The organism is Primorskyibacter sedentarius, assembly GCF_004342065.1.
GTDB lineage: Bacteria > Pseudomonadota > Alphaproteobacteria > Rhodobacterales > Rhodobacteraceae > Primorskyibacter > Primorskyibacter sedentarius.
The window spans coordinates 1-16,398 of record NZ_SLZU01000010.1 but is presented as its reverse complement, the minus strand read 5'-3'; the positions used below and the strand labels follow the sequence as shown (position 1 = coordinate 16,398).

The following is a 16,398-nucleotide window of genomic DNA, read 5'->3' as shown; positions in this document are numbered from 1 at the left end:
AATGATGGACGACAACGAAGGCTCTTCTAACGCAGCGCAGGGCGCGCAGGACGAAGATCAACAGGACAGGCCGGAGGGATTCTTCCGGCGTATCATCGGGGCGCTCAGCCCCACGGAGGGGGGCGATGACACGCCTGACCCTGATCCTACACACGGCACGTTCCAACTGGCCCATGGCCTGATCAACCTGCGCAGGATGCGGGTTGAGGATGTGATGATCCCCAAGGCAGAGATCATCGCCGTTCCCGACACGATCGAGAAAGCGGACCTTGTGCAGGTCTTCCGCGACAGCGGCATGACCCGCCTGCCGGCCTTTTCCGGCACGCTGGATACGCCCGTGGGCATGGTGCATCTGAAGGATTTCGCGCTCAGCCACGGGTTCAACGGCAACAGCGCCTCTTTCGATCTGCACGCGATGCTGCGGCCGCTTTTGTTCGTGCCGCCCTCCATGCCGCTCGGCGTGCTGCTGACCAAGATGCAGACAGAGCGCAGGCATATGGCGCTGGTGATCGACGAATATGGCGGTGTCGACGGGTTGGTGACGATCGAGGATCTGATCGAACAGGTCGTGGGCGAGATCGAAGACGAGCACGACATTGACGAGGGCCAGAACTGGACCCGCGAAACGCCGGGCTGCTATCTTGCGCTGGCCAAGACCCCGCTGGAGGAGTTCGAGGAAGAGATCGAACTGCAACTGACCAATGGCGAGGATATCGACGCCGAGGAGATCGACACGCTGGGCGGGCTGGTTTTCGTGCTGGCAGGCCATGTTCCGGCGCGCGGCGAGATGGTGCAACACCCGTCCGGCACGGAATTCGAAGTGGTCGATGCCGACCCGCGCCGTATCAAGCGCCTGCGCGTGCGCCTTCCCGGTGTGACGTCGGCCAAGACCAGCCCTGCCGCTGCCGCGTCGCAACAGGCCGCAAGTGGCTAAGATCCTCGCGCCGGTGGCCGCCTGGCGGTCCCGCGGGACGTGGCAAGTGCCGCTCGCGGGCTTGCTGGGCGCGGGCGCGGCACTTGGCCAGGCACCGTGGGATCTGTTGGTCATGGCGGTGTTTGGCGTGGCCGGGGCCTTCTTCCTGTTCGCACGGGCCCGCTCCGCGCGCTCTGCCGCGTGGATCGGCTGGGCCTTCGGCACCGGGTATTTCGCGCTGGCCCTCAGCTGGATCCCTGAACCCTTCATGGTCGATGCCGCCCGCGACGGGTGGATGGCGCCCATTGCGCTGGTCGGAATGGCGGGCGGTCTGGCGCTGTTCTGGGCGCTGCCCTTCTGGCTGGCGCATCGCCTGCGCGGTGGGGTCTGGCTGCTCGTTCCGCTTTGGGCGTTGGCAGAGATGGCGCGCGGCACGGTCCTGACCGGCTTCCCCTGGGGGCTGCCGGGCTATGCCTGGGGGGCGGTGCCTGCCGCGCAATGGGCCTCTGTCTTGGGTGTCTACGGTCTGACCGCGCTGCTTTTCGTGGTAGCGGCCCTGCTGGCGCAGCTGCGTGTGTTGCCCGTGCTCTCTGCTGCGGGGCTGAGCGCAGCACTGATCGCAGGCGGCGCGTGGATCGCCACGGACCTGCCGCAGACGACCGATGCGCCCGTCATCCGGCTGATCCAGCCCAACGCGCCACAGCATGAAAAATGGGATCCCCAGAAAGTCCCGGTCTTCTTCCGCCGTCAGGTCGACTATACCGCCGCAGGCCCGCGCCCGGACCTGATTGTCTGGTCGGAAACCGCCCTGCCAACCTTGCTCAACCACGCGGACGAGGCACTGGCGATCATTTCGGACGCTGCGGGCCCGGTGCCTGTTGTCCTTGGCCTGCAACGCGAACAGGATTTCACGTGGTACAACTCCGCCATCGTGCTGGAGGGTGACGGGACCGTCTCGCAGATCTACGACAAGCACCACCTCGTGCCCTTTGGCGAATACATGCCGCTGCCCGGCTTTTTCCGCAGCTTGGGGATAGAGGCGTTGGCGCAGCGTGCTGATGGCGGCTATGGCGCGGGGCCGGGGCCACAGCTTCTGGATCTTGGCCCTCTGGGCCGCGCCTTGCCGCTGATCTGCTACGAGGCCGTCTTTCCGCAGGATCTGCGCGGCACCGACCGCCCCCGCTTTCTGCTGCAACTGACCAATGATGCGTGGTTCGGCCAGTATTCCGGCCCCTACCAGCATCTGGCACAGGCCCGGTTCCGCGCGATAGAGCAGGGGCTGCCGCTTCTGCGCTCGGCCAATACCGGGGTGTCGGCGGTCTTTGACGCGCGCGGCAACATGGTGGCGAGCCTTGGTCTGGGCAAGGCGGGGTATCTTGACGCCGCGCTGCCCGCCGCGCTGCCGCCCACGCTTTATGCCCGCTACGGTGATCTGCCTGTGCTGGTGCTGCTTGCCCTGATGGCCGCCGCGTCATTGTGGCAGGCGCGCCGCGATTCAGATTGACCGCATCTTCGAGCAGGCGTATCCCGGCGCAAATGAAAAATCCCGTCACAACGGCTTCCTGGCGTGACGGCAGACATCAATGGAGCACTTCCCATGTCCCGATCGAACTATACTTTCACCTCCGAGTCCGTCTCGGAAGGCCACCCCGACAAGGTCTGCGATCGGATTTCCGATGCGGTTCTGGATGCGCTTCTGGCGGAAGAGCCGAATGCGCGCGTCGCCTGTGAAACCTTTGCGACCTCCGGGCTTGTGGTGATCGGGGGCGAGGTCGGCCTGTCCGACCAGGAGCTGCTGAAAAACTACATGGGCCGTATCGGCCAGATCGCCCGCGACTGCATCAAGGATATCGGCTACGAGCAGGAGAAGTTCCACTGGAACACCTGCCACGTCCTGAACTTCCTGCACGAACAATCCGCCCATATCGCGCAGGGCGTCGATCAGGACGGTGCCGGCGATCAGGGCATCATGTTCGGCTACGCCACAACCGAGACGCCGGAACTGATGCCGGCCCCCATCCAATATGCGCAAGCGATTCTGCGCCGTCTGGCCGAGGTCCGCAAATCCGGCAAAGAGCCGACGCTTCGCCCCGATGCGAAATCCCAGCTGTCCGTCCGCTATGAGAACGGCAAGCCGGTGGGGGTGACCTCGATCGTGCTGTCCACCCAGCATGAAAGCGAAGACCAGTCCTCTGATGATATCCGCGCGATTGTAGAGCCCTATATCCGCGAGGTTCTGCCCGCCGACTGGATCACCGAAGAGACTGAATGGTGGGTCAACCCGACGGGCACTTTCGTGATTGGCGGGCCGGATGGTGACGCGGGCCTGACTGGCCGCAAGATCATCGTGGACACCTATGGCGGGGCCGCCCCGCATGGGGGCGGTGCCTTCTCGGGCAAGGATCCGACCAAGGTGGACCGCTCCGCCGCCTATGCCGCGCGCTATCTGGCCAAGAACGTGGTCGCTGCAGGCATGGCGGAACGCTGCACCATCCAGCTCAGCTATGCCATTGGCGTGGCCAAGCCCCTGTCGATCTATGCCGACACCCACGGCACCGGCCTTATCGAACCGGCCGCCATCGAAGCGGCGATCCCCCAGGTCATGGATCTCAGCCCGCGCGGCATCCGCGAACATCTGCAACTGGATCGTCCGATCTATCAGCGCACTGCGGCCTACGGCCATTTCGGGCGCGCACCGGAAGAAGACGGCGGGTTCAGCTGGGAACGCACGGATCTTGCCGAGGCGCTGAAGAAATACGCCTGAGACGGCTGAAATAGGCCTGTCCCGCATGCCGGGGCAGGCGGCATTCCCCGGCTGATATCACCGGGGCGCGCCCGCAAAAAGGGCTGACGCCAGGACTTCAGGGCGCAAACCGTGGCTGTCCGGGCTTCGGGGTTGATCGCCGCACGCGGGCAGGCCTATCCTGCCGCATCTGATCAACGATTAATTTGGTATCTCTTATGTACAAACTTATTTCGACTATTGCGCTTTGCACAGCTATGTCCGGCTGCGCGCCAATCGGCACCTCGCCCGAGGAATTCGACACACGCCAGGTTCTGGCCGCCCGCCACTGCGAAGGCCCGTCGCCCGACGGATGCGTCTTCGTCAACAGCCCGGTGAAGCTGGAACAGCAAAAGGTGAACATCCCCTCGCGCATCGCCCCGTTCTACCCGACGGCCGAGCGGCTGGAATTCATCGACCTCAACCGGCGCCGCTGGATCGCGCCCCAGCGGACGCTGACCGATGGCGCCTCCATCCCGTGGATTTTCGTGCCCATCGTGGGCTCGCCCACCTCGCAGGAATTCGTCAATGCGGCTGCGGTGCATGACGCTTATTGCGGCATCGGCAACGAATTTCTGGACGAATACCACTCTGCCCCCTGGCAGGATGTCCACCGGATGTTCTATGACGCGCTCCGCGTCGGTGGCACGCCCGAACACCGCGCCAAGGTGATGTTCGCCGCCGTCTACCTTGGCGGTCCGCGCTGGAACAATCCCGGCCGCAACCTCGACTTCGTTCCCGATGCCTATCTCCGTCAGGCGCTGCTGGACACGATGGCCTTCATCGACGCGAAAAACCCCACCCTCCCGGAACTTATCGATTTCATCGAAGGGCTGGAAAAGAAGCTGATAGAGACCTGGACCCCGCCTAATGAGGACGACGATACCGGCCCGCGCCGCACCGTTGACAAGGACGTGCCCGACCCGGAAACGCCTGATACGGGCGGCGAGGGTGGCGGCTCCCAGCAGGGGAACGAGGGTGACGACGGGTTTAGCGAAGGGTCCTATGGAAAAGACCAGTTTCCATCCGAACCCGTCGTTGTTGTCACCGATAGCTGACGGCGCCATTGCGCTGGGGCGCGCGGCACGCTAGACGCTCTGCCCATGACTGGACAGGACAGGCGTGACACGCACCCCTCTGGCGCCCCGTGGCGCAATTTCTACGGCCGTTTCAAGGGCAAATCCCTGCGGCCCAGCCAAGAGGCCTATCTGCAAGAGGATCTCGACGCGCTCTCGCCCGGCGCGGTTGGCTGGGACGTCAACCCGGACCGTGACCCTCTGGATCTGCCTACGATTTTCGGCGATGCCCCGGTCTGGCTGGAGGTCGGCTTTGGCGGCGGTGAACACATGGTCCATCAGGCCGTGCGGAACCCGGATGTCGGCATCATCGGCTGCGAGCCTTACATCAACGGCGTCGCCATGCTTCTGGGCAAGATCCGCGAGGCAGGCGCCACAAACCTGCGCGTCCATCCCGGCGATGCGCGCGACCTGTTCGACGTGCTGCCAGAGGCGTCCATCGACCGCGCCTTCCTGCTTTACCCCGATCCCTGGCCGAAAAAGCGCCACCATCGCCGCCGCTTCGTGACGCCCGACCACCTGGCCCCGCTGGCCCGCGTGCTGAAACCCGGCGCGATTTTCCGCGTGGCGACCGATATTCCCGACTATGTCCGCCAGACGCTGGAGCAGGTGCCGCGCCACGGCTTTGACTGGCAGGCCGAAGGCCCGCAGGACTGGCGTGAACCGTGGGAGGACTGGATCCCCACGCGCTACGAGAAAAAGGCCCTGCGCGAAGGCCGCGTGCCCCATTACCTGACCTTCCGGCGGCAGGGCTGAAGCGCGGCCCCCCGAAGGCCGATTTACGCCCCCACGCGCTTGCGCTATCAGGCGGGGCACCACCACGTTTATCCAAAGGTCCACAGATGTCCGCACATGGCGCCCCGATCCCGATGACCTCCCGCAAGTCCGGCCCCCTGAAGGGCGAGGCGCATGTGCCGGGGGACAAATCGATCTCTCACCGGTCGCTGATCCTTGGCGCAATGGCCGTGGGCGAGACGCGCATCACCGGCCTTCTCGAAGGGCAGGACGTGCTGGATACCGGCAAAGCCATGCGTGCCTTCGGGGCAGAGGTCGAGGATCTGGGCGGCGGCAACTGGCGCGTGCAGGGCGTGGGCGTCGGCGGCTTTGCCGAACCTGAGAACGTGATCGATTGCGGCAATTCCGGCACCGGCGTGCGCCTGATCATGGGGGCTATGGCCACGACACCGATCACTGCCACCTTCACCGGCGATGCCAGCCTCAATTCGCGTCCCATGGCGCGGGTGACCGACCCGCTGGCGCTGTTCGGGACAAAGTCGGTGGGCCGTTCTGGCGGGCGCCTGCCGATGACCATCGTGGGGGCGGCAGACCCGGTTCCGGTGCGCTACGCCACGCCCGTCCCGTCGGCGCAGGTCAAATCCGCTGTTCTGCTGGCGGGCCTCAACGCACCCGGCAAGACCGTCGTGATCGAGAAAGAAGCCACCCGCGATCATACCGAACGGATGCTGGCAGGCTTCGGCGCCGAGATCACCACCGAACTCACGGACGAAGGCCGCGTCATCACCCTGACTGGCCAGCCAGAGCTGAAACCACAGGACATCGTGGTCCCGCGCGATCCATCCTCTGCCGCGTTCCCGGTCTGTGCCGCGCTGATCACCGAAGGGTCGGACGTGCTGGTGCCCAATATCGGGCTTAACCCCACACGCGCGGGGCTTTTCACCACGCTGCGCGACATGGGTGCCAACCTGACCTACGAGAACGCGCGGGAAGAGGGCGGCGAGCCGGTGGCCGATCTGCGCGCGCGCTACTCGCCTGACATGAAGGGTATCGAGGTGCCCGAAGACCGCGCCGCAAGCATGATCGACGAATATCCCGTCCTGTCGGTCGTCGCGTCCTTTGCCACGGGCCGCACGATGATGGCCGGCGTCAAGGAATTGCGCGTCAAGGAAAGCGACCGGATCTCGGCCATGGTCGCGGGGCTGGTCGCCAATGGCGTGCAGGTGGAAGAGGGCGAAGACTGGTACGCCGTGGACGGCAAGGGCCCCGGCAGCGTGCCCGGCGGCGCAGAGGTGCAAAGCCATCTTGACCACCGCATCGCGATGGCCTTCCTCGTGATGGGGCTGGGGGCAGAAAATCCGGTGCGCGTCGATGATGGCGGCCCGATTGCTACCTCCTTCCCGATCTTCGAGCCGCTCATGACCGGGCTTGGCGCGCAGGTTCACCGCTCCAACCGCTAACCATCAGCCAAGCGCGGCGCTTGCGCAGCGGCGCGCCGCTTGGGATAACCTGCGGCACGGGCAGGGAACGGAAGGGCCTCAGAATGGCATTCACCATCGCAATCGACGGGCCAGCCGCAGCCGGCAAGGGCACGATCTCCAAGGCCGTGGCCGCGCATTTCGGCTATGCGCATCTTGATACCGGGCTGCTGTACCGTGCCGTCGGGCGGCGGATGCTGGACGGGGTAGACCCGCTGGAGGCGGCAACCTCGCTGATGGCCAGGGATCTTGACGCCACTGACCTGCGCAGTCCAGAGGTGGCACAGGCAGCGAGCCGTGTCGCCGTCATACCCGAGGTGCGTGCGGCCCTTGTCGACTTTCAGCACGCCTTTGCCCGCCGCGATGGGGGCGCCGTTCTGGACGGGCGCGACATCGGCACGGTGATCTGCCCCGATGCCGAGGCCAAACTGTTTGTCACCGCCAGCGCCGAAGTGCGCGCCGAACGTCGCTTTCGCGAGCTGAGGGAAAAAGGTGTCGAGACCAGCTTTGACACCGTGCTGGCGGATGTGCGCGAACGGGACGCCCGCGACATGGATCGCGCCGCAGCCCCAATGAAACCGGCCGAGGATGCCGTGCTGATCGACACATCCGATTTGACGATCGAGGATGCCGTCGCGGCGGCCATTGCGGCGGTTGTCGAAAAAGGCGCCGTGCGGGGCTGACCTACCGCGCGCGCAGCGCCTCTGCGAAGGCGGCGATCTTGCCTGCATCTTTGACGCCCGGTGCGCTTTCCACGCCCGAGGAGACATCCACCTGCCGCGCCCCCGTCATCTGCACGGCCAGTGCCACGTTGTCTGGCGTCAGCCCGCCTGCCAGCATCCACGGCACCGGCCAGCGCCGCCCGGTAATCAGCCGCCAATCAAAGGCCAGCCCGTTGCCTCCCGGCAAATCGGCCCCTTTGGGCGGCTTGGCATCAACCAGCAACTGGTCGGCCACGCGGCCATAACGCTCCAGCGCGGGCAAATCCTCCGCGGAGCCGACACCCACGGCCTTCATCACCGGTAAACCATAGCGCGCCCGGATCTCCTGCACACGCTCGGGGCTTTCACTGCCATGAAGCTGTAACATGTCGAGCGGAACCGCGCCCGTGATCTCGTCCAGCAGCGCATCATTGGCATTTACCACCAGGGCAACCTTGGCAACACCCGGCGGCGTCAGCAGCGCCAGTTCCCGCGCCCGCGGGATCGTCAGGTTGCGGGGGGATTTGGGGAAGAAAACGAACCCGGCATAGGCCGCACCCGCACGGGACACGGCCTCAATGTCGGTCTCGCTGCCGAGCCCACATATCTTGATTCGGATGTCGGACACGGGCTGACGCTCAGCTCGCCTCGTCAAGGATGGCAAGAACCTCGTCCTTGCCCTCATCGCGCTGGCCTTTGACCCGGCGCAGCTCCCGCTCCAGCTTCTTGACTTCGCTCTGCTTGCGGCTGGCCTCGGCGCGGACCTTGTGTTCGCGCAGCCATTCCCAAACGAAACCGATCAGCAGACCGGCCGCAATGCCGCCAAAGATAACCAGAAAGAGCGGCAGATCGATGGTCTGCGTCAGCCCCAGAAACTCTGCCAGTTCGGCAGGCAAAAGCCGCAGCGTCACCAGACCCCGGTTGGCCAGCGCCACCGCGATCAGAATGACAGCCAAAGCGCCCAGGAAGGCATAGCGAATATAGCGCATAAGGTTACTTTCCGTTCAGCCTGTCGCGCAGCAGCTTGCCGGTCTTGAAGAAGGGAACATGTTTCTCTTCGACCTCGACCGACTCGCCGGTACGCGGATTTCGTCCTACCCTCGCATCCCGCTTCTTGACGGAAAAGGCGCCAAAGCCGCGCAGTTCAACGCGGTCGCCTCGGGCCATCGCGTTGGTAATCTCTTCGAAGATCGTGTTCACGATCCGCTCGACATCGCGCTGGTAGAGATGCGGGTTATCGTCTGCAATCTTCTGGATTAACTCCGACCGGATCATGAATATTGCCCCCCCCGGGCATGTCCCATGGTTCTCATTTATGAAGGCAACTATAGGATCAAACGCGCAAAACGGAAATGATATCCGGGCCTTGGAGGTGGAATTATTGTCACAAGGCGCCTGCGTCGGGGGTTGACGTGGGGTGCGCTGGCCCTTGCCGCGCAAACGACTCCCCACCCCGCGCATCTTCCGGCCCGCAGGCCGGACGATGATTCGCCCCTCGTCCCGCGCCTGCCCGCAGCCGGATCGCACCCACAAGATGCCCCGACGAGCCGACCCACCGGCGCGCTCCCAGCCAGACCCCAAAGCGCCACGAGCGCCAAAACCAGCCCCGCCCAGACCGCAAGGCCCGCAGCTCCACCTGCCGGTATGAGCCCATCTTGCACTTTGGATTTTCGTGCTGCGCGCGTTTGCAGGGCGACGAATGCCGCAGGTGCTCCGTTCGCAGTGCCGCTATGCAGCGGCGGAAGTGGTCGTTCAGGTGTTGGGTCGCTGCCGGATCGGCGGACGGAGGGTTTCCAGCGGTTGATGATCCTGCCTGATTGTCGTCACTGGTAGAACTTGCGCCATCACTTAGGCTCAGGCCAAAGGCATGCGGGCCCTCAACTCTGAAAGGTCAAAACGTCAACCGGTGCGACCCTTTGGGCCTTCAGGCGAAGTTCAGTGAAGTGAAGAACAACGAAGGCGCGTTGCAATCTTCAAAGACAGCGCGGGCGTCTTCGTTGATGATCAATTCTCGCGTTTTGATGTCCTGATACATCGGGAGATCGCCGAGGTTTTCCTTCTTCAGGTATCCAGGCGCCGTCCTAGTCCAGAAGATGTCATCCTGGTTTCCCCGAAAAGGGTACGGCGTCATGGTCATCTCGTTGGCATTTCAGCCGTCGGCCCGCCGCAACACGTTGACAACGCAGAAGTTCGGTGTGTCGAAAAACGTCTCGGCTGTGCGGTCCCACATCGTGCCCAAAGGGATGAATTCCATGCCCTCTGGATCAAGGGCGCGAAAAGCATCCACCTTGTCCGAACGCACGGCAAACCGGAGCGGATCGCGCTCTGACTTTGTCCACAAGATGCCCGGTAAATCGGTTGTTCGACCAACCGCAAAAACCATGTTATCCATCGCGGCTCGCGTGACTTGGTCGACGCGCCCGTCGGGGTCGAATGTCGCCTTGGAAAACCGCCAATTTGTGTCGGTCACCGTTCCGTCGGCGGTTTGCTTCATGGCGAATATGTCGAACGCGCGTTTGTGCGTGATATCTTGTTCGGGAATGAAGTAGTTCATCTATTGGGCGCTCTTCACCTTCAAGCTCTGGTAGAACTGCTCTACGAAATTGCCCGGATCATTGAACGGGGAAATTACATCCGCAACATTGAAATCTGGGCCGCACCGCCATTCTCCCACAGTTTCGAGCCGAAATCCCGCTTCGAATCTTGCCGTCAATTCCGGCGTGACCACGGCAAAGCTCAGATAGAGGAAGCCATCGGCCATGAAGCGTAAAAGAGGTCTGAGAGCGGAGCTTCATCTTGGTCTTGAATGACCCCTATGGCGATATCGGCTACAACGCAGCGTCAAGTATGCCGGACGTGCGGACAGATGCTGCGTCAGCGAAGTGCGAAAAACGAACGACCGAAAAGTCCCGCGTCCTGCCTGTTCGAGCATTGCGCAGCGAACGGTTGCGCTTCCCGAAGCTGCCACTCCTGAACCGCGCAGCGAAGGAGGAAGGAGAGCCCATTTTGACCAATGCTGCGGTTTGCTTTAATGGCCGCTTCGCCGGATCACGGATTGTCCACAGCACGATTGTTCGTTCGGATATGGACCTGCCCGTGGCGGTGCTCCGATAGCATACAACTGAGTGCGAGGCTGCGAGAGTCATGTAACGGCAAACCGTCGTCTGTATTCGCTGGCGCTCACGCCGCAGATCGAGCGGAAGAGGCGACTGAAGGCCGAGGCGTCGGTGTAACCGACCGCCCAGCAGATGTCGCTCACCGGCATCGCCGTCCGTTCCAGATACCCCCGCGCCTTCTCGATACGCAGTTCCTGGACATAGCGGCTCACCGGCAGACCCGTTGCCTGGGCAAAGCGGCGCTGCAAAGTGCGTTCGGTCATGCCGGTCCCGGTTGCCAACGCTGACAGCGTGAGGTCAAAGGCGGCGTTTTCCTCCATCCAGTGCTGGAGGGCCCGAATCGGGTCGTCGCCGTGATCCATGCGCGGTCGGAAACTGCGATAGTTGCGCTGCTCGCGCCCCTGGGGGTCAATCAGCATATGGCGGCAGGTGCGCGAGACGACGTCCGGTCCTAGCCATCGGCGCACCAGGAACAGCCCCAGATCGACCCAGGCCATCACGCCGCCCGTGGTGACGATGTCGTGGTCGTCAATCAGCAGATGTTCCGGATGCAGGTCCGCGCGCGGAAAGGCGGCGCGGAACTCGGCCTCCAGCGCCCAATGGGTTGTCACGGGACGGCCGTCCAGCGCACCTGCATGGCCCAGCCAGAACGCGCCGGCGCAGGCCGAGCACAGGATCGCACCGTCACCATGTCGGTCTGCGATCCAGCGATGGATGCTCTGGTCCGTATCGCCCCTACCGCCGGTCAGATTGGGCGGCAGGACAACGGCATCGAACTCCGTCTCGCCATCGAGATCGCCGGGCTGAAGGACAGCGTATTCCACCCGGCCCATACCGACTTCTTCCGCATAGCGGTTTGCGACGGTCAGGATGTCACCGAGGCCAAGCACCGCGGACATTTGCGCGCCTTCATAGGCGAGGAGGGCGATCTTCACCCGATTTGGCGTATCCGGCACAGTGATTGTCATCAGCGCCAATCGTAGAGCGAAGGGTGGAACGCGTAAACTGGAGAAAAGGAGAACACAGATATGACCAAGACAGCCCTGATCCTGATCGACATCCAGAAGGACTATTTCGACTGTGGCCTGATGGCCCTCGACGGCATGGACGTCGCCGCCGCCAATGCCGCGCGTCTTCTCGTCGCCGCGCGGGCCCGCCGAGAGCCCGTCCTTCATATCCGTCACATTGCAGGTTCGGCCGAAGCACCTTTCTTCCGCCCGGGGACCCTGGGCAGCGAAATCCATGAGACCGTGCGGCCAGATCCCGGCGAGACGATAATCGAAAAGATCCGCCCCAACGCCTTCATCGGGACCGGTCTGGAACAGGCACTGCGCGCGGTGGGGATCGAACACCTGATCCTCTGCGGTGCCATGAGCCAGATGTGCGTGGATGCCACTGCCCGCGCGGCGGCCGACATGGGCTTCGCCGTAACTGTGGTCGGCGATGCCTGCGCCGCCGCGTCGGTCAGTTACGGCAGTGTTTCGGTACCGTCATCACATGTCCACGCCGCGATCATGGCCCCCTTGGCAGCGAGCTACGGCAAGGTCGTGACGACCGACGACATCGAAGGCAGCCGCGCTGCCGGAAACGGACAGACCGCACTGCAATCCGCATGAACCGGGCTGTATCGCCACATAAGTCCGCTCACCATTGCGGGAACCGCCATCGGAGGAACTGACATGACGACAACCATCGCAGCCCTTATCGCCTTCCTCTTTCCGCTGGCCTACAGCCCAGGCCCGGGAAACATGTTCTTCGCGGCCAATGGTGCCCGCTTCGGGATGAAAGCGACCCTGCCTGCCAATTTCGGCTATCACGTCGCCACATGGCTCGTGACGGCGGCGATCGGCTTCGGCGCGCTGGCCGCCTTCACGACACATCCCGGCGCCTTCCATGCGTTGAAACTGTTCGGAAGCCTCTACGTGCTATGGCTGGCCTGGAGCCTGTTCCGCAGCGGTGCACACGATGAAGCGGCGGAGGCGGCACCTGCCGGTTTCGGCACCGGGGTTATGCTGTTATTGTTCAATCCAAAAGCCTATCTCATCATCGCCTTGATGTTCACGCAATTCGTCGCGGATGCGGACGGCACTTCGGAATGGCAACTCGTGCTTGTCGTCACGACGGTCTTCACGCTGAACAACCTCCTCGCGTTTCTGGCATGGACGGCGGCTGGCGACCGATTGGCCAAACAGTTTCGCGAAGAACAAAGTGCGAGGTGGATCAACCGGACCTTCGGCGCGGTCCTCGCTGCCGTCGCTGTGTGGATGGCTTTCGGCTGAAAGTCCCGACATCTCGACGTCTCAAGACCTGCAACGTCCAACAGGACAGGCTCGGCCAAGACCGACCTTCGAGCATGGCGCAGCGAAACCCAACTTCGTCCCGCGCCGTACCAGTTCGAGCACTGCGCAGTGAACGGCTGCGCTTCCCGAAGCTGCCACTCCTGAACCGCGCGGCGAAGGAGGAGGGAGAGCCCATGTTGTCGGATGCTGCGCGATGAATGAATGTCCGCTTGGACTTCTGGTCGAAAAGTGGCTGTCGACGGTGTCGACACTTCGCTGCTCATCGCGCGCTTTGATTGGCCTTGAGAGACATCCAAACCATCAGGCCGGAAATATGCAAAAATGCTGCTGCGCAATAAACAACTCCTGCAGCTTCTGCTCGAACCGATCATGCGCCGATCCGTTAGCTTCTGAGTTTGTGTGCTTACTGAACGAACGTTTTGGCCGCCGGAACCACATCTCCTAATCGTCCTCCAAGAAGTAGCTCAGTTGCTCGACGAAACCGAACTTACGCATCATCGCATCACCCTCCGGCGTTCGGCTGATGGCACGCATTTTTTCAAGGTCGTGGACCTCGCCAACGACGGCCGCCTGATTGGCATCATTCGGGTCCCGCAGGAAAATTAACTTACCGGCGGCATCTCCAAAAAGCTCTTTGTGTGCGGCGTGAAATTCTTCGAGTTCAGGTCCCACGGGGATGTGAGAGACGCGGGTTACAGATACGAGCAGTGCCATGATGTGTCCTTTCAATCATCAGAGATACCGGGCAGTTGCCCGATGCCCTGAATGTTGGCACACACAAAATTATGTGAGTATATAGGCATTATGCGGTTCATAATTTTATAGGATCGAACAATGATTGATCAACTCAGAACGATGGCGATCTTTCAGACAGTGGCGGAACTTGGATCGTTCCGGCAGGCGGCGAAAAAGCTGAGCCTCTCACCATCAGTAATCAGTCACCACATCTCAAAGCTTGAGGAAGACCTCGGTACACCGCTGCTGTATCGCTCGACCCGCCGCATGTCCTTGACCGACGCAGGCGTAGCGCTTTTGGCGGCTAGTCAACGTATGACCGCAGCGGCTATAGACGGGCTTTCGGCGGTTCAGCGACGTGCGTCGCACCCGACGGGAACACTGACCATCGCTGCGTCGACCCCGTTTTCCCACAGCCCTTACGTCGAAACTTTTGCCCGGTTTGCCCAATCCTATCCGGATGTGCATCTGTCCATTCAGCTTGAAGACCGTGCGATCCCTTTGGAAGGGTCGAACATTGATGTCGCGATCCGGGGCCGCGCGGGCGACCTCGACGACAGCAGTTACAAAGCGCGCAAGTTGGGTAACGTTAAGTTCAGCGTCTTCGCGGCACCGTCATATGTGCAGGGCCGACCCACCCCCCAATCCATGAACGACTTGGCCGAATGGGACTGGATACAAAGCCTGCCGGTGCCTTGGTCTGCATTCGCAACGTTGGCAGACGGGACAGACCCAGATCGGGTACCAAAGACAGTAGTCACGTGCTGCAACTTTACGATGGCGCGAAAATTTGTTGATGAAGGGCTGGGGTTCATGATCGAAACCAATCCGCTCGTCGCAGATGATTTCCGCTCTGGGCGCCTTGTCCACGTGCTGCCGCATGTGAAGCTACGCCCGATCGACGTTTACGCGATCTATCCCACGAATAGTCCGCAAGATGGCCTCGCGCATCTTTTCATAGATTTTATGATGGATCAGATTTGGGCAACGGAATACGGTTTCGGTCTCAGGTGATCCTTACACGCGAAACGAGAAAAGCCGCCATTGGCTCTTCCAAACTCTTAGGCAGCTTTGTCCCGCGTCCTGCCAGTTCGAGCATTGCGCAGCGAACGGTTGTGCTTCCCGAAGCTGCCACTCCTGAACCGCGCAGCGAAAGCCGAAAGAGAGCCCAGAGTTACCGATGCTGCGATGTGCCCGAACGGCTGGTATAAGGACGAGTACTGGAAATCATCCGTTTGGAGTTTTCTGCCCAAATTTGGACCGGTAGAGGGGGCTGAGCGCGGCCCTGATTACCAAGGCGAAGACGGTGCCCATTTCGGAGCGTGACGGGTCTGTTTAAGCATTTGTCGTAATACCCATTTTTTACAAATGGGTTGATCGACAAACATTATTCTCTAATCATTTTTCTCACTGGTTATTAAACTCGGGGGACATTTTAATGACACCGGAAAACCGGGGCGCACTCCCTGGTGTCGTGGGGGCGCTTACAGTTGAATATTGGCCCCAAGCCACCCTAGGCGCGCATGTACGATACGCTCCGAGCCTGATTGAATGAGCGAAAAGTGGGACGCCTATGTGGCTGAAGTCAAGGATGCAGCGCCTGCTCCTCATAACGAAACCGAGGCTTACGAACAGTTTTCGCATTGGTTCACGTTGTTCGCCTTCGGCGCGGCAATTGCCCTGTGCTATTTCATGGCGTGGAAGAACCTGGACGGAACGCTGATCGATGCCGCGCGCGTGTCAGAGGTTTTCCCCCTGGCTGCGGGTCGAATAGCCTTTTTTGAGGAGCAGGACAAAGCCTCGCAAGGGGCCCATACGGCTACGCTTACTGCTGGCCTGGTGATCTTGCCGACCTTTCTGGTAATGAATGGAATTGGCTACTGGAGAACGGTCGTGGCACCGGGCCACTGTCGCAGAGTTAATCGTCTGACATTGCATTCCGTGATTCCGCTGCTCGTGGTCATTACGATCTTCTTCCTGATCGGGTTCGTTGAGGTCCCAGAATCTAGTGTGCCAGGACGGCGCGGCATGTCGATAATCCTTTTCTGGCCGGTGTTTCCGGCGCTTGGTGGGGGTCTTCTGGTGCTCTGCGCCTTTTCAATTTTTATGGCCCTCGTGGGTGGGCTGAAATTTCTGTTCGGTCTAGGAGGTAAGACTGGCTGAGACCGGTACAGTAACTGGTGTCCATCCTCACAGGACCTATCGGAAATTTAAGACGGTGAGAGTCAAGGCTTCGGAAGATCTGGGTTGCTGATCCGTTACACGTATCATCTTCCAAGAGCGGACATTAGTCGTTCACCAGAGACGGCTGCAAAACCCGCGCCGGACCAGTTCGAGCACTGCACAGCGAACGGTTGCGCTTCCCGAAGCGGCCACTCCTGACCCGCGCAGCGAAGGAGGAGGGAGAGCCCTTACCTACGTGGTTTCTGCAGAATGGCGAATGTCGTGTGTGGATGGCTCCTGCATAGTAACCGCCCGATTTGGACCACCTGCCGCATTCGCTTAGTAGATCTTATACGACGTCGTTACTGACGTGGATAACGACGTCGTATGCGGCGAGGG

19 protein-coding genes and 1 riboswitch are annotated in these 16,398 nt (G+C 61.8%); of the genes, 12 read left to right on the top strand and 7 right to left on the bottom strand.

Translation table 11 applies throughout. The annotated features are described in order from the left end of the window. Positions 1-4: 4 nt before the first annotated feature. The 7 genes from EDD52_RS13760 (at position 5) to EDD52_RS13730 (ending at position 7,667) form a co-directional block, all read left to right on the top strand. Complete coding sequence (locus tag EDD52_RS13760) at positions 5-934, top strand: transporter associated domain-containing protein (protein WP_132245921.1); 930 nt, start codon at positions 5-7, stop codon at positions 932-934. Next, a complete protein-coding gene (lnt, locus tag EDD52_RS13755; RefSeq protein ID WP_243651943.1) occupies positions 927-2,417 on the top strand; it encodes an apolipoprotein N-acyltransferase in 1,491 nt (496 codons plus the stop codon). The genes EDD52_RS13760 and lnt overlap by 8 nt, the downstream gene beginning before the upstream one ends. Positions 2,418-2,456: 39 nt before the next feature. After that, positions 2,457-2,504: riboswitch (SAM-SAH riboswitch) on the top strand. Between the two features lie 6 nt (positions 2,505-2,510). After that, complete coding sequence (gene metK / locus EDD52_RS13750; protein ID WP_132245919.1) at positions 2,511-3,677, top strand: methionine adenosyltransferase; 1,167 nt, start codon at positions 2,511-2,513, stop codon at positions 3,675-3,677. Between the two features lie 197 nt (positions 3,678-3,874). Then, positions 3,875-4,753: a DUF1353 domain-containing protein gene (locus EDD52_RS13745; RefSeq protein WP_132245917.1), complete on the top strand. Its 879-nt coding sequence runs from the start codon at positions 3,875-3,877 to the stop codon at positions 4,751-4,753. Between the two features lie 45 nt (positions 4,754-4,798). Then, positions 4,799-5,527: a tRNA (guanosine(46)-N7)-methyltransferase TrmB gene (gene trmB, locus EDD52_RS13740; protein WP_132245915.1), complete on the top strand. Its 729-nt coding sequence runs from the start codon at positions 4,799-4,801 to the stop codon at positions 5,525-5,527. Positions 5,528-5,613: 86 nt separating this feature from the next. Further along, on the top strand, positions 5,614-6,966 hold the full coding sequence (gene aroA, locus EDD52_RS13735; RefSeq protein WP_132245913.1) for a 3-phosphoshikimate 1-carboxyvinyltransferase: 1,353 nt from the start codon (positions 5,614-5,616) through the stop codon (positions 6,964-6,966). Between the two features lie 83 nt (positions 6,967-7,049). Beyond that, positions 7,050-7,667 carry a (d)CMP kinase gene (locus EDD52_RS13730; protein WP_132245911.1) on the top strand — a complete coding sequence of 206 codons (618 nt, stop codon included), beginning with the start codon at positions 7,050-7,052 and terminating at the stop codon, positions 7,665-7,667. A 1-nt stretch (position 7,668) separates the two neighbouring features. Here EDD52_RS13730 and EDD52_RS13725 read toward each other — a convergent pair whose 3' ends face one another. From EDD52_RS13725 to EDD52_RS13705, 5 genes are all read right to left on the bottom strand, one after another. Then, positions 7,669-8,313 (bottom strand): phosphoribosylanthranilate isomerase, encoded by a 645-nt coding sequence (locus EDD52_RS13725; protein WP_132245909.1) that lies wholly within the window; start codon positions 8,311-8,313, stop codon positions 7,669-7,671. A 10-nt stretch (positions 8,314-8,323) separates the two neighbouring features. After that, positions 8,324-8,674 (bottom strand): lipopolysaccharide assembly protein LapA domain-containing protein, encoded by a 351-nt coding sequence (locus EDD52_RS13720; protein ID WP_132245907.1) that lies wholly within the window; start codon positions 8,672-8,674, stop codon positions 8,324-8,326. Between the two features lie 4 nt (positions 8,675-8,678). Next, positions 8,679-8,960: an integration host factor subunit beta gene (gene ihfB, locus EDD52_RS13715; RefSeq protein ID WP_132245905.1), complete on the bottom strand. Its 282-nt coding sequence runs from the start codon at positions 8,958-8,960 to the stop codon at positions 8,679-8,681. 649 nt (positions 8,961-9,609) lie between these two features. After that, entirely contained in the window at positions 9,610-9,816 is a 207-nt protein-coding gene (locus tag EDD52_RS13710) for a hypothetical protein (RefSeq protein ID WP_132245903.1), read from the bottom strand. An 18-nt stretch (positions 9,817-9,834) separates the two neighbouring features. Beyond that, positions 9,835-10,239, bottom strand: coding sequence for a hypothetical protein (locus EDD52_RS13705; protein ID WP_132245901.1), 405 nt, complete (start codon positions 10,237-10,239; stop codon positions 9,835-9,837). 242 nt (positions 10,240-10,481) lie between these two features. On the opposite strand from EDD52_RS13705, the gene EDD52_RS13695 reads away from it, so the two are divergent. Continuing rightward, entirely contained in the window at positions 10,482-10,799 is a 318-nt protein-coding gene (locus tag EDD52_RS13695) for a hypothetical protein (RefSeq protein ID WP_132245897.1), read from the top strand. A gap of 28 nt (positions 10,800-10,827) precedes the next feature. Here EDD52_RS13695 and EDD52_RS13690 read toward each other — a convergent pair whose 3' ends face one another. Beyond that, on the bottom strand, positions 10,828-11,736 hold the full coding sequence (locus EDD52_RS13690) for a GlxA family transcriptional regulator (protein WP_243651942.1): 909 nt from the start codon (positions 11,734-11,736) through the stop codon (positions 10,828-10,830). 93 nt (positions 11,737-11,829) lie between these two features. Between EDD52_RS13690 and EDD52_RS13685 the strand changes: the two genes are divergently transcribed. Next, a complete protein-coding gene (locus EDD52_RS13685) occupies positions 11,830-12,417 on the top strand; it encodes a cysteine hydrolase family protein (RefSeq protein WP_132245893.1) in 588 nt (195 codons plus the stop codon). A 63-nt stretch (positions 12,418-12,480) separates the two neighbouring features. Further along, complete coding sequence (locus EDD52_RS13680) at positions 12,481-13,080, top strand: LysE family translocator (RefSeq protein WP_132245891.1); 600 nt, start codon at positions 12,481-12,483, stop codon at positions 13,078-13,080. A gap of 462 nt (positions 13,081-13,542) precedes the next feature. Here the strand turns inward: EDD52_RS13680 and EDD52_RS13675 are convergent, their stop codons facing one another. Continuing rightward, on the bottom strand, positions 13,543-13,815 hold the full coding sequence (locus EDD52_RS13675; protein ID WP_132245889.1) for a hypothetical protein: 273 nt from the start codon (positions 13,813-13,815) through the stop codon (positions 13,543-13,545). Between the two features lie 120 nt (positions 13,816-13,935). Here EDD52_RS13675 and EDD52_RS13670 point away from each other — a divergent pair, with 120 nt between their 5' ends. Both EDD52_RS13670 and EDD52_RS13665 read left to right on the top strand, forming a co-directional pair. Beyond that, complete coding sequence (locus EDD52_RS13670) at positions 13,936-14,850, top strand: LysR family transcriptional regulator (protein WP_132245887.1); 915 nt, start codon at positions 13,936-13,938, stop codon at positions 14,848-14,850. Positions 14,851-15,387: 537 nt separating this feature from the next. Next, entirely contained in the window at positions 15,388-15,999 is a 612-nt protein-coding gene (locus tag EDD52_RS13665; RefSeq protein ID WP_132245885.1) for a hypothetical protein, read from the top strand. The last annotated feature ends 399 nt before the right edge of the window (positions 16,000-16,398 follow it).